The 11,682-nt window shown below is 60.5% G+C and carries 15 protein-coding genes; 9 read left to right on the top strand and 6 right to left on the bottom strand.

The features are described from left to right. Positions 1-12 precede the first annotated feature (12 nt). Entirely contained in the window at positions 13-1,182 is a 1,170-nt protein-coding gene (locus tag K3728_02045; GenBank protein ID UWQ96050.1) for a pyridoxal phosphate-dependent aminotransferase, read from the bottom strand. 181 nt (positions 1,183-1,363) lie between these two features. On the opposite strand from K3728_02045, the gene def (K3728_02050) reads away from it, so the two are divergent. The 8 genes from def (K3728_02050) to K3728_02085 all read left to right on the top strand — a co-directional run bounded on the left by def (K3728_02050) (position 1,364) and on the right by K3728_02085 (position 7,487). Further along, the gene (gene def / locus K3728_02050; protein ID UWQ96051.1) at positions 1,364-1,888 is read left to right on the top strand and encodes a peptide deformylase; all 525 of its coding nucleotides are present in this window, start codon (positions 1,364-1,366) and stop codon (positions 1,886-1,888) included. After that, entirely contained in the window at positions 1,885-2,370 is a 486-nt protein-coding gene (def, locus tag K3728_02055; protein ID UWQ96052.1) for a peptide deformylase, read from the top strand. Before def (K3728_02050) ends, def (K3728_02055) begins: the two co-directional genes overlap by 4 nt. Then, entirely contained in the window at positions 2,360-2,854 is a 495-nt protein-coding gene (gene def, locus K3728_02060) for a peptide deformylase (protein UWQ96053.1), read from the top strand. Before def (K3728_02055) ends, def (K3728_02060) begins: the two co-directional genes overlap by 11 nt. Continuing rightward, a complete protein-coding gene (gene fmt, locus K3728_02065; GenBank protein UWQ96054.1) occupies positions 2,854-3,759 on the top strand; it encodes a methionyl-tRNA formyltransferase in 906 nt (301 codons plus the stop codon). The genes def (K3728_02060) and fmt overlap by 1 nt, the downstream gene beginning before the upstream one ends. Before the next feature lie 59 nt (positions 3,760-3,818). Further along, the gene (locus K3728_02070) at positions 3,819-4,103 is read left to right on the top strand and encodes a hypothetical protein (protein UWQ96055.1); all 285 of its coding nucleotides are present in this window, start codon (positions 3,819-3,821) and stop codon (positions 4,101-4,103) included. 134 nt (positions 4,104-4,237) lie between these two features. After that, a complete protein-coding gene (locus K3728_02075; protein UWQ96056.1) occupies positions 4,238-5,194 on the top strand; it encodes an L-malyl-CoA/beta-methylmalyl-CoA lyase in 957 nt (318 codons plus the stop codon). Between the two features lie 71 nt (positions 5,195-5,265). Further along, entirely contained in the window at positions 5,266-6,447 is a 1,182-nt protein-coding gene (locus K3728_02080) for a hypothetical protein (GenBank protein ID UWQ96057.1), read from the top strand. 80 nt (positions 6,448-6,527) lie between these two features. After that, on the top strand, positions 6,528-7,487 hold the full coding sequence (locus K3728_02085; GenBank protein ID UWQ96058.1) for an acetyl-CoA carboxylase carboxyltransferase subunit alpha: 960 nt from the start codon (positions 6,528-6,530) through the stop codon (positions 7,485-7,487). 5 nt (positions 7,488-7,492) lie between these two features. Here K3728_02085 and K3728_02090 read toward each other — a convergent pair whose 3' ends face one another. The 5 genes from K3728_02090 to K3728_02110 are packed head-to-tail and all read right to left on the bottom strand — an operon-like array spanning position 7,493 to position 10,602. Beyond that, the gene (locus tag K3728_02090) at positions 7,493-7,708 is read right to left on the bottom strand and encodes a hypothetical protein (GenBank protein ID UWQ96059.1); all 216 of its coding nucleotides are present in this window, start codon (positions 7,706-7,708) and stop codon (positions 7,493-7,495) included. Then, positions 7,705-8,304 (bottom strand): pyridoxamine 5'-phosphate oxidase family protein, encoded by a 600-nt coding sequence (locus K3728_02095; GenBank protein ID UWQ96060.1) that lies wholly within the window; start codon positions 8,302-8,304, stop codon positions 7,705-7,707. Before K3728_02095 ends, K3728_02090 begins: the two co-directional genes overlap by 4 nt. After that, positions 8,301-9,026: a 1-acyl-sn-glycerol-3-phosphate acyltransferase gene (locus tag K3728_02100; protein ID UWQ97412.1), complete on the bottom strand. Its 726-nt coding sequence runs from the start codon at positions 9,024-9,026 to the stop codon at positions 8,301-8,303. The genes K3728_02095 and K3728_02100 overlap by 4 nt, the downstream gene beginning before the upstream one ends. Then, entirely contained in the window at positions 9,026-9,928 is a 903-nt protein-coding gene (locus tag K3728_02105) for a cell division protein FtsX (protein ID UWQ96061.1), read from the bottom strand. Before K3728_02105 ends, K3728_02100 begins: the two co-directional genes overlap by 1 nt. After that, positions 9,925-10,602, bottom strand: a complete 678-nt coding sequence (locus K3728_02110) for an ATP-binding cassette domain-containing protein (protein UWQ96062.1) — start codon at positions 10,600-10,602, stop codon at positions 9,925-9,927. Before K3728_02110 ends, K3728_02105 begins: the two co-directional genes overlap by 4 nt. A gap of 242 nt (positions 10,603-10,844) precedes the next feature. Between K3728_02110 and K3728_02115 the strand changes: the two genes are divergently transcribed. Next, on the top strand, positions 10,845-11,669 hold the full coding sequence (locus tag K3728_02115) for a zinc-ribbon domain-containing protein (GenBank protein UWQ96063.1): 825 nt from the start codon (positions 10,845-10,847) through the stop codon (positions 11,667-11,669). Positions 11,670-11,682 lie beyond the last annotated feature (13 nt).

Here is an 11,682-nt window from a genome sequence, read left to right on the forward strand (position 1 = left end):
TGACTATTGAGATTATTGCAGGTCGCTGAACGCCGCCTGCATCCGCGCGACGGCTTCCTTGATCACCGAGCGCGGCGCGGCGATGTTGAAGCGCAGGAAGCTATCGCCACCTTTGCCGAAGGTTGGCCCATAGTTGGCGGCGATCTTGGCGGTGTCCTGCACGCGGGCGGTAAATTCATCCTTGCTCATCCCGGTGCCCTCGAAATCGACCCAAGCCAGATAGGTGGACTCCAATACCATGGAGCGCAGGCCGGGGATCGCGTTGATCCCTTCATCAAAGATACGTGCGTTCTCTGCCAAGTATTCGCGCAATTCATCGAGCCATTTTGCGCCTTCCGGGGAATAGGCCGCGGTGACCATGAATAGACCGAAAGAGTTCGGCGACATCCCAAGGGCGGCCATGCGTCCGGCGAATTTTTCACGCAGTTTGTCATCGGCAATGATGACGTTGCCGATATGGCTGCCAGCAATGTTGAAGGTCTTGGTGGCGGCGGTCATCATGACCAAACGGTCTTCGATCCCGTCGATATGGGCCATGGGGATATGCTGTTGGCCGGGCATGGTCAGATCATGGTGGATTTCGTCCGAGACGAGGATCAGGTCGTGACGCTTGGCGAAATCGGCGATGCCTTCCAGCTCCTCTCGGGTCCAGACGCGTCCGCCGGGGTTGTGGGGCGAACAGAGGACCAGCATTTTCTCGTGGCCCTTCATCTGCGCATCAAACGCGTCGAAGTCCAAGGTAAGGCGCCCGTCCACAATGGGCATCTCCAGTTCGCACAGGTCGCGGTTCGAGGCGGTGATGACCTTGGCAAAGGCATGGTAGACGGGCGTGAAAAGGACAACGCCGTCGCCCTCGGATGTGAAGGCATCAAGGCACATCGACGTGCCGTTCACGAGCCCATGGGTCGAGAAGATGTGAGAGGGGTCAACGGTCCAGTTGTGACGCTCCTGCATCCACCAGCAGATCGCAGCGCGATACTTGCTGTCGTCCCCGAAGTAGCCATAGATGCCGTGCTTGTGCATGTCGGCCACGGCATCTTGAACGCATTGGGGCGGGCGAAAATCCATGTCGGCGACCCACATCGAAATGCCATCTTCTGCGGAGACGCCATAAAGGGTCTCCATCATGTCCCATTTTACGCAATGGGTGCCGCGGCGGTCGATAATTTCGTCAAATGACATGGGGGGTCTCTCCTTGGAAGGTGCTGGAAGGGAACCTACCGTTTGGTGGATGGGCTGCAAGGGGCATACCGCACCTGAGTGGCGCTTTGGGCAGAGGGAGGGAGCCTCCGGCGGGGATATTTGAAGAACGAGGAAAGCTGGGGTCTTTCATGGAAGAGTGGTTTCGCTTAAACGGGCGGCCATGAAGCTTCCGATTTTGATCCATCCCGACCCACGCCTGAAAAAGGTGGCCGCTCCCGTAGACGATGTCTCGGACAAGTTGCGGGCATTGGCCGACAACATGCTGACGACGATGTATGAGGCGCCGGGCATCGGTCTGGCCGCGCCGCAAGTGGGCATTGGGTCACGGTTGATCGTGTTGGATTGCGAGAAGGGGGACGATGCGGTGCCCCGGCCCTTGGTGATGGTGAACCCGCAAGTCGTGGCGGCGTCGGATGAGACAAACACCTATGATGAGGGCTGTCTGTCGATCCCCGATGTTTATGCGGATGTGACGCGGCCCGAGGCCGTGACCGTGCGTTGGATGGACCTGAATGGGGCGGAGCAGGAAGAGACATTTGATGGGCTCTGGGCGACCTGCGTGCAGCACGAGATAGACCACCTCGAAGGGAAGCTGTTCATCGATTATTTGAGCGGGCTGAAGCGCCAGTTGATCACCCGCAAGATGGTGAAGTTGAAGCGCGACCGCGCGCGCGATATCGCGTGAGCGTCAGGCCGGTTCTGCTGTGGCCTGACCCTCGGTTGGCCAAGGTTTGTGTCCCCGTGGATGCGCCGCCGTCTGAATTGATCCAAGACTTGTTTGACACGATGTACGCCGCCAACGGTCGCGGGCTTGCCGCGCCGCAGATCGGCGTTTTGTTTCGTGTGTTCGTGGTGGATGTGAGTTGGAAAGAAGGCGCGTATGATCCGCGCGTGTTCATCAACCCGACGTTGCAGCAGCGCAGCGAGGACATCGGCACGATGGAGGAGCAGTGCCTTTCCATCCCTGACCTTCCCATGGCGGTGACACGGCCCGCCGCGATTACCTTGGCGTGGGACACGGTAGAGGGCACGCGCGAGGAAGCGACCTTCACGGGTATTCTTGGCCGGTGCATCCAGCACGAGTTTGACCACCTTGATGGCCGGGTGATCTTCGACCATCAATCGCCCGAGGCCCGCGCGGAACTGGAGGCGACCTATGCCGGTTAGGCCCTTTATCCCCTATCCAGACAAGCGCCTGCGCACCGTGGCTGAGACCGTCGGCACCGTCACCGACGTGCACCGCGATATCTGGCAAGACATGATCGAGACCATGGACGCCATGCCCGGCGTCGGCCTTGCGGCGCCGCAAATTGGCGTGATGCTAAGGCTCGCCGTGGTGGACGCCAGCGACATTCGCGGTCAGGCGATCCGCATGGCTGATCCCGAGCTTGTAAGCGCCTCGGATGATTTGAATACTTACCCAGAGGCTTCCCCCAATCTGCCCGGCGTCAGCGCTCAGATCACCCGCCCTGCGCGGGTTACGGTAGCTTTCACCGACCATATGGGGATGCGGGTACGGCAGGAGTTCGTCGGCCTCTGGGCAACCTCGGTACAGCACCAGATCGACCATCTTGCGGGCAAGATGTACGTAGACCACTTAAGCCGTGTGAAGCGGGAAATGCTGGTCAAGAAATCTCGGAGGGGCGCGTGATGCGGATCGTTTTTATGGGCACGCCCGAGTTCTCGGTTCCGGTGCTGGATGCCTTGGTGGACGCGGGCCACGACATTGCCGCCGTTTATTCTCAACCGCCGCGCCCGGCGGGACGGGGCAAGAAGGATCGTCCCAGCCCGGTGCAAGCGCGGGCCGAAGCGCTTGGATTGTCCGTCCGTCATCCGGTGTCCTTGAAGGGCGCAGAGGCGCAGGCAGATTTCGCCGCGCTTAACGCCGATGTCGCTGTGGTTGTGGCTTATGGGTTGATCCTGCCGCAAGCGGTGCTGGATGCGCCCCGGCGCGGATGTCTGAATATCCACGCATCTTTGTTGCCCCGTTGGCGCGGCGCCGCGCCGATCCACCGCGCAATTATGGCGGGCGATAGCCATACAGGCATTTGCATCATGCAAATGGAGGCAGGTTTGGACACTGGCCCGGTTCTGCTGAGCCAAGAAACCCCCATCGGGCCGGAAGAGACGACGGGCGCATTACACGACCGCCTATCCGCTCTTGGTGCCAGCACCATTGTGAAGGCTCTGGCGCAGTTGGACGATTTGACCGCCGAAGTGCAGCCCGAGGACGGTGTCACCTATGCTGCAAAGATTGATAAATCCGAAGCAAAGGTGGATTGGAGCCTTCCGGCCCCCCATATCAATAAGCAGATCCTTGGCCTGTCGCCCTTTCCCGGTGCTTGGACAATGGCGGGCGGCAAGCGGTTGAAGCTGCTGCAAAGCCGTGTCGCGGACGGCGCGGGCGCGGCTGGTACGGTACTGAATGGGCTGACGATCGCCTGTGGCGAAGGGGCGGTAGAAATCACCCGTGTCCAACCCGAAGGCAAGGGCGCGATGGATACGAAAGACTGGCTATTGGGAGCAAGGATCGCGCCGGGCACGGTTTTTACGTAGACCGGGCCTGGGCCCGGGGTGCAGGATAGGGGCCGAGGCCCAGGTTATAGGAGGACCCTATGGTTCTGTTTTCATTCTTCGGATCATTGATGATCGCGGGCGTCGTGGCCTTCTTGTTCGAAAAGTGGGGCTGGACCCACAACGGAATCTTGCCCTCTGTCTTCATCGCTTGGGGGGCGGTTCTGGTGCTGTTTTTCGTGCGGTCATTGTTTGGCCTGTCCCTTGGGTCGCCCGGTTTGGATGCGGTTATCGGCTCCGCTGCCGCCCTTGTGCTGATCCCCACAGAATACGCTTCAAAGCGGCGCAACAAGGACACGCGCGATCGGCCTTGGCGAAACCGATAAAGGGCATAGGGGGCGCTTACCGCTCTCTGCACCCGCTTACCTGCGCGGCGCCGCAGTGCAGCACTTGCGCATCGCTGCGCATTAATCTACCCCTCACGTAACGCATCGCGCAATTTCCTTTCGTGAGGACTTCCATGAGCTTCCGCATCCAGCCCACCCCTATCGCCCGCCCCAACCGCTGCCAGCTCTTTGGGCCCGGCTCGAACCCGAAACTGTTTGCGAAGATGGCGGCCTCGGACGCGGATGTGATTAACCTTGATCTGGAAGACAGCGTCGCCCCTGATGATAAAGCAGCGGCGCGAGCCAATATTATCAACGCAATCAAAGACGTGGATTGGGGGGGCAAGACCCTGAGCGTGCGGATCAACGGGCTCGACACGCCCTATTGGTATCGCGATGTGGTGGAGTTGCTGGAGGCCGATACCCCGCGTCTCGACATCATCATGATCCCCAAAGTGGGCTGCGCGGCAGATATCTATGCCGTGGATGCGTTGGTCACGGCGATTGAAACCGCCAAGGGGCGCACCAAGCCTATCGGGTTTGAGGTGATTATCGAAAGTGCGGCTGGCATTGCCCATGTGGAAGAGATCGCAGCGGCCTCCCCCCGGATGCAAGCGATGAGCCTAGGGGCGGCGGATTTCGCCGCGTCGATGGGGATGCAGACCACCGGCATCGGCGGCACGCAAGAGGCGTATTATATGCTCCACGAAGGGGCCAAATACTGGTCCGACCCGTGGCATTGGGCGCAAGCGGCAATTGTCGCGGCTTGCCGCACCCACGGTGTTTTACCGGTGGATGGCCCGTTTGGGGACTTCTCGGATGATGAAGGCTACCGTGCTCAAGCGCGCCGTTCTGCCACGTTGGGGATGGTCGGCAAATGGGCCATCCATCCCAAGCAGATCTCGGTGGCGAACGAGGTTTTCACCCCCTCTGCCGAGGCGGTCGCTGAAGCGGAAGAGATCCTTGCCGCGATGGAGAAGGCCAAGGCCGAAGGCACCGGGGCCACGGTATATAAGGGGCGTTTGGTGGATATCGCATCGATCAAGCAGGCCGAAGTTATCGTGAAACAAGCTAAAATGATCGCGGGCTAACGCGAGGCGTTAAGGCCTGAGAAAGATTTCGCTGCTTACAGTTTTCCGGTGGGTAAAGCTGTGGGGCTGTTATGAATTTTTCTGATATTTTTGAACTTATTGCGACCTTGGCGCTGACCGGGCTTCTGGCGCAAGGATACGGGGTCGTGCGCCGCAAACTGGCGGACGGGGTCTTAGCGCGGGCGGGTCTTGGGGCGATGTTCGGGGCAATCGCGATCGTGCAGATGAACAATCCGATTGAGCCTTTTGACGGCTTTATCATGGACTTGCGCAGTATCCCCATTGCTCTTGCCGGTGCGTTTCTTGGGGGGCACGGATTGGTGGCCTGCCTTGCTGTGGCGATGATGATGCGGCTGCACATTGGCGGTGTCGGCATGGAATCGGGCTTGTGGGGCATGATATTGGCAGGGGCAGGTGGCCTGACGTGGTCCCTGTTGGCTAAAAAGGCAGAGCATCGAAGCTATGGGTGTTATCTTGCCTTGGCGCTGGCGACATCCAGCCACTTGATAGCAGGCGTGTTTCTGCCGCAACAAATGGCACACTACTTCTTCGCGACGAGCGCAATCCCGATTTTCCTTCTCAATTTGGCGACGGTGCCCTTATTTGCCGCTTTGCTAGATCGGGAGGACCGCAACATTAGTTGGGAAAAGCGCTTGAATGCTTCAGCCACCCATGACCCGGCGTCGGGGCTGTTGTTAAGCGCTGCCTTCGTCCGAGAAATGACCAATGCTTACACGGCACGGGCGTTCGGCACCTTTGCCGGGTTTCTGACAATCGCGCCGGACCGGAGGGCCTTGCAAAACGTCATCGCGCTATTTGGTGATCCTGCCCCGGTGGCGTTGGATCGCCAGTCTTTGGGGGCGCATTTTGAACATGCCGATTTGGCAGGACTATGTGTGGACGGCCGTGTTTTGGTCCCTCTCAGTCCGTGCGAGGTGCTTAATTGGAACAGGCTTAAGGCAAATCTGACCCTCGCGCTGCGCGACACGCCTTCTGCCGCGAATGGCAATATGGTGTCCGTGTCGATGCACGAAGTCAGCGATCCCCACGACTTCTTGCAATTCACAGAATCAGCACTGGTGTCGGCAATTGTCGCTTGGGACCCTGACGTGGAAGCCCGCAAACGACCCAATGCGCAGGCCTGTCCTGAAACCCCTGCCTCCACCGCGCCCGGCTTCAATCAAGAACGCAATGACCTTCTGTTTGCGAAGGCCGAATTCTTGATGCGCAGAAAGAAGCACTCTGTCCCCTAAGCGCGTTATGTGCCGAGTTGCATCTGGACGCTTGCGTCGTCATATATCTTGCGTGGACCGTTAACGGAGCAGGACGCGCAATGAACTACCTCGACTTCGAAAAACCCCTTGCCGAGATTGAAGGCAAAGCGGAAGAACTGCGGGCTATGGCGCGCCGGGAAGAGGGGATGGACGTTGAAGAACAAGCGGCCGCACTCGACAAAAAAGCGTCGGACATGCTGCGTGACCTCTACAAGGATTTGACCCCTTGGCGGAAATGCCAAGTGGCCCGTCACGCCGACCGCCCCCATTGCAAGGACTACATCGAAGCGCTGTTCACGGAATATACGCCTTTGGCCGGTGACCGGAACTTTGCCGACGATCACGCTATCATGGGCGGCTTGGCCCGGTTCAACGACACGCCCGTTGTCGTCATTGGCCACGAAAAAGGGTCCGACACCAAGACCCGGATCGAACGGAACTTCGGCATGGCTCGTCCCGAAGGCTACCGCAAGGCTGTGCGCCTGATGGATCTTGCCGACCGTTTCAACCTGCCGGTCATCACACTGGTGGACACCCCCGGCGCCTATCCCGGCAAAGGCGCGGAAGAACGCGGCCAGTCCGAGGCGATTGCGCGCTCAACCGAGAAATGCCTTCAAATCGGCGTGCCCCTGATCTCGGTCATCATCGGTGAAGGCGGATCGGGCGGCGCGGTGGCCTTCGCCACGGCCGACAAGGTCGCGATGCTGGAGCATTCGGTCTACGCCGTCATCACGCCAGAGGGGTGCGCCTCGATCCTGTGGAAAGATTCCGAAAAGATGCGCGAAGCGGCGGAAGCGATGCGCCTGACCGCTCAAGACCTGCATCAGCTTGGCGTGTGCGATCTAATCATTAAAGAACCGCTCGGCGGCGCACAGCGCGATAAACAGGTCGCAATTGCGAACGTCGGCAAAGCGATTGAGGGTCTGCTGGATGGCATCGACAGCGCAGATCGTGCTGCCCTGATTGCCGGGCGTCGCAAGAAGTTCCTCGATATCGGTTCCAAAGGGCTCGCCGCCTAAAGGCCCTAGCGTCGAGCAAAAACCACAGCCGCAAACAGCATAACGGCGCTGGCCACCATGGCGCAGCCGGTCAGCACCATCACGCTGACCGCATCCGCGCATTGGTCAGCCCCCGGACAGCCGCGCGCGCCAAAATCGTTCCAAGCCGCGAAAAACACGAATGCTGCGAGGAGGCCTAGGCATAGGCCGAGGAGAAGCATGAGGTAGGCCAATGCCTTCACCACATCCGCTCCGGTGCCTTTGCGGGATATTCCGCGTCATAGGTTTTGCCGTCAAAGCCCGGGTCCACTTCGGTAATGAAATCACCAGCTTTCGGCAGCCCCTCGGCATCGTCGCGGGTCCATAGGCCCGATCGCATGATCGCCTTAGCGCATTGGAAATAGACCTCGCCGGTTTTGATCACGATCACCGTTCTAGGGTGTCTCCCGCGCTGCTCGAACGTCTGGGTCACCGCCGGATCATCGGTCAAGAGCGCCGTTCCGTTCACCCGCACAACATTTTCTGATCCCGGCACCATGAACATTAGCGACACGCGCCCATCGCGGACAATATTGCGCAAGCTGTCGATGCGGTTATTGCCCCGCCAGTCGGGCATCATCAGCGTTTCCTCGTCCACGATCCGCACCACCGCGCCATCGTCACCGCGCGGGCTGGCATCGGTGCCTTCCGGCCCAACCGTGGACAGCACCACGAAGCGAGCGGCCTCGATCCATTGTCGATAGAGTGGCGTCAACTTCGGCCAAACCTTCTGCAACGATGTCGGCACGGCGGCATCATAGATGGTTTCCAGGGCGGCGATGTCTGTCACGGTCTTCATGACGTGCCCCGCTCGAAACCCACTTCGTCCAGAAGAGCGTCGCTGGCCGTTTCAATCTCAGTTTCCAACCGCCTCAGGAACGGTTTCGGGGCCAAGCCCGGTTCGATCGGGGGCAGGAACTCGACCACGGCGACGCCGGGTTTCCGGGTGATGCCAGTCTTGGGCCAGAAGACGCCGATGTTCGTTGCCACCGGCACGCAGGGTTGGCCCATCTGCCCATACAGCGCGCCGCTGCCCGCCTTGTAGGGGGCGGATACGCCCGGCGCGATACGGGTGCCTTGGGGGTAGATAATCAACTGCCCGCCCTTCTGCTTCCCGCTGCGCACATCCTCCAACATTTTCTTGATCGCTGCGCCGCGTTTGCCCCTGTTCACCGGCACACAGCCGATGCGTAGGCCGTATTGGCCAATGAAGGGTGCAAAACGCAGCTCGCTTTTCATGATGAACTTGCCGCGCGGGACTGCATGATAAATCGCCATCACATCAAGGAAGCTTTGATGCTTTGCGGCGATTAAGACTTCATCGGTGGGGGGCGTGCCGCGCACCTCGATCTTAAGGCCGACCATCCATTTCAGCGTCCAGAACACCCAAGCACAATAGGTGTGGCAGGCTGCATGGGCTCCCTTGGCGCTGAACAGGGCCCAGGGAAAGAACACAACAGCTATGACCGGCATCGCCGCATACATCTGCACGATGTGCACAAAGGATCGGATTGTCTGCATCATTGAAGCCCTCGCAACGTGCGGAACGCTGCAAAGCGTGTGGCGAAAAACGCCGTTGTGGCCGCAAGGACCGGGATCAGCAGGGGCCAGAGCCATCCGGTGCCGGAAAAGCTAAGGCCCGTCAGGATCGCCGCCGTGTCGCGGGCCGAGGGCAGGATCAGTACCGCTAGCACACCGATCCCGGTGCCAATCGCGGCCCCTGTGAGGGCGCGCAGGGTGAAGCGGCGCACGAAGGCGCGGGCGATGTAGCTGTCGCGCGCGCCGACAAGGCGCAGGACGCGAATGACCTGTTCATTGGCCGACAAGGCTGCTTGCGCTGCCAGTGTCACCATCGCCGCCGTGGCCCCAAGGATCAGCACCAGCGCCAGCCCGCCCAGTAGCCGCAAGCGGCTGGCGGCATCGGCCAGGGGACGGCGCCAGCGGTCGTGGTCATCCAGCACGGCGCCCGGGGCTTCAGCCACCAAGCGTTGGCGCAGGCCGTCTGGGTCATAGCCCTCGGGGGTTTCGATAATCTCGATCAGGCGCGGAATGGGAAGGTCGTCGAGCGGCAGGTCGGGGCCGAACCATGGCGACAGCAGCGCCTGTTGATCCTCATCTGAAAGGGCGCGGGCGCTTTCGATACCCGGTGTTTGTTCCAGCACTGTCAGCACGGCCCATGTCTGCGCTTCCAACTCGGCTGCCGGGGCCGATATCCGAATGGTAGAGGATTGCGCCAAGGCGTCTGACCAGCGGTCGGCCAAGCGCCCCGACGCCATGGACAGCGCCATGGCGAATACCGCCAGAAATGCCATCGCGGCGGACGTGGCAAGCGTGAGTCGCGCCGATTGCCCACTGCGCGGCACCACCCGGTCGGCTTGGGAATCGCGGCCGACCAAAGCGAAAATATCTGCTCCCAAGCTCATAGGTCCGCCCCCGCCGAGATGATCTGCCCGCCCTGAATGCGCAGCACACGGGCTTGCACCCTTTGCTTGGCGGCACGGATCAGCGCCAGATCATGGGTGGCAATCACCACCGTTTTGCCAAGCTTGTTCAGCTCTACCAGCAGGTTCAATAACCGCAGCGACATGTCCCAATCGACATTACCCGTCGGCTCATCGGCAAGGATCAAGTCCGGGTCCATGATGATCGCGCGGGCCAAGGCCGCCCGCTGCCTTTCGCCGCCAGATAATTCTGGCGGGGTGGCATTGGCACGGGCCGAAAGGCCGACCCAGCCGATCAGCTCGGTCAGATTGCTTTCCTGCACCATATTGCCCTTGCCGGTCACGGTCAGGGGCAGGGCCAGGTTGTCGATCAAGGGCAAGTGATCAAGGAACTTACAGTCCTGATGCACCACGCCAATGCGCTGTCGCAAATCTGCGATGCCATCGCGTGTCAGGCCCGTGGCCGTGTGTCCAAACAAGCTGATATTACCACCGGTCGGCAGCAATTCTGCGTAGCAGAGCTTCAGGAACGTGGTTTTGCCTGCGCCTGAAGGCCCCGTCAGGAAGTGAAACGAGCCCGGTACAAGGTTGAGCGAAAGGCCCGACAGAAGCGGTTCGGCCCCGTAGCCATAGGCGGCGTCCTGCATCTCGATCATTGGAATTAGCACCTTACCCTTGCCTGCAACCTGTTTCGCATTGTTACCGCCCTACTGCAATCGCAGGCATTTCGCTTGGACCGCGACTGAGTCGTTGTTGCAACGGCTTGCAGCCGTGGAATTTTACGGGGATTGGAAAGATACCGTTGTATTGCTAACCTTCTGTAGAAGCACGCAATCAGCCGAAGGCTCGGCTGCCTGAAGGCCCGTATTTTCGCGCCCAAGAACAGAGATCAGTTCCCATGCGGTTAACCTGCCCCAATTGCAGCGCACGATATGAAGTTGATGAAGCCATGGTGCCCCCCGGCGGGCGCGATGTGCAGTGTTCTAATTGTTCGCAGACATGGTTCCAACCTGGCCGCCGTGCGCCGGAAACGCCAGTGTCGCCCGAGGTCGCGCCCCCGGAGGCACCCGCCGAAGATACGCCGCAGGCGCCTGAAGTGGCCCCCGTTCACGATGCGCCATCGCCCGAGGTGGCCGATGAAGCCGCTGATGAACCTGCGCAGCCCGAGCGACGCCCCGTGGACAGCAGTGTTTCCGAAATCCTGCGCGAAGAAGCGGAGCGGGAGGCGCGGTTGCGCCGCGCCGAAGCCGCGCCTGAAATGGCCCCGCAGCAAGAAGAAATGTCTCTGCCGGAAGATCAGCTGTCCTACCGGGAACGCCGTATCGCAGAGCTTGAGAATGCCGAAGACGCCTTCGAGACCGAGCAAATCAGCGCTGCCGTTGCTAGCGCCGCCGCCGCGTCCCGGCGCGAGGAATTCCCCGACATCGAGGAAATCAACTCCACCCTGCGCGCCACCGGCGACCGCAAGGAAGAAGAGGCAAGCGCCACAGATGTAGACACCATTGCGGGCCCAAGCCGTCGTCGCGGCTCTGCCCGGAGGGGCTTTTTGTTGGTGCTTATTCTGGCGGCCATCGCGGTGGGCATCTACGCCTATGCGCCGCAGATCAAAGAGTATGTGCCGCAGGTCGCCCCAGCGCTCGATAGCTATGTCGAGGCGGTGAACAGCGCCCGGTTCTGGCTCGATGACATGGCCCGCTCCATCGCGGGTAATGCCGGGGGCTAACCTCCTCCCTCAC

It is taken from the genome of Rhodobacteraceae bacterium M385, from assembly GCA_025141835.1.
GTDB lineage: Bacteria > Pseudomonadota > Alphaproteobacteria > Rhodobacterales > Rhodobacteraceae > Gymnodinialimonas.

What these genes read in the sequence shown, in the direction of transcription:
- K3728_02045 (UWQ96050.1), bottom strand. Translation starts at nt 1,182, where the DNA reads ATGTCATTTGACGAAATTATCGACCGCCGCGGCACCCATTGCGTAAAA.
- def (UWQ96051.1), top strand. Translation starts at nt 1,364, where the DNA reads ATGAAGCTTCCGATTTTGATCCATCCCGACCCACGCCTGAAAAAGGTG.
- def (UWQ96053.1), top strand. Translation starts at nt 2,360, where the DNA reads ATGCCGGTTAGGCCCTTTATCCCCTATCCAGACAAGCGCCTGCGCACC.
- fmt (UWQ96054.1), top strand. Translation starts at nt 2,854, where the DNA reads ATGCGGATCGTTTTTATGGGCACGCCCGAGTTCTCGGTTCCGGTGCTG.
- K3728_02070 (UWQ96055.1), top strand. Translation starts at nt 3,819, where the DNA reads ATGGTTCTGTTTTCATTCTTCGGATCATTGATGATCGCGGGCGTCGTG.
- K3728_02075 (UWQ96056.1), top strand. Translation starts at nt 4,238, where the DNA reads ATGAGCTTCCGCATCCAGCCCACCCCTATCGCCCGCCCCAACCGCTGC.
- K3728_02080 (UWQ96057.1), top strand. Translation starts at nt 5,266, where the DNA reads ATGAATTTTTCTGATATTTTTGAACTTATTGCGACCTTGGCGCTGACC.
- K3728_02085 (UWQ96058.1), top strand. Translation starts at nt 6,528, where the DNA reads ATGAACTACCTCGACTTCGAAAAACCCCTTGCCGAGATTGAAGGCAAA.
- K3728_02095 (UWQ96060.1), bottom strand. Translation starts at nt 8,304, where the DNA reads ATGAAGACCGTGACAGACATCGCCGCCCTGGAAACCATCTATGATGCC.
- K3728_02100 (UWQ97412.1), bottom strand. Translation starts at nt 9,026, where the DNA reads ATGCAGACAATCCGATCCTTTGTGCACATCGTGCAGATGTATGCGGCG.
- K3728_02105 (UWQ96061.1), bottom strand. Translation starts at nt 9,928, where the DNA reads ATGAGCTTGGGAGCAGATATTTTCGCTTTGGTCGGCCGCGATTCCCAA.
- K3728_02110 (UWQ96062.1), bottom strand. Translation starts at nt 10,602, where the DNA reads ATGATCGAGATGCAGGACGCCGCCTATGGCTACGGGGCCGAACCGCTT.
- K3728_02115 (UWQ96063.1), top strand. Translation starts at nt 10,845, where the DNA reads ATGCGGTTAACCTGCCCCAATTGCAGCGCACGATATGAAGTTGATGAA.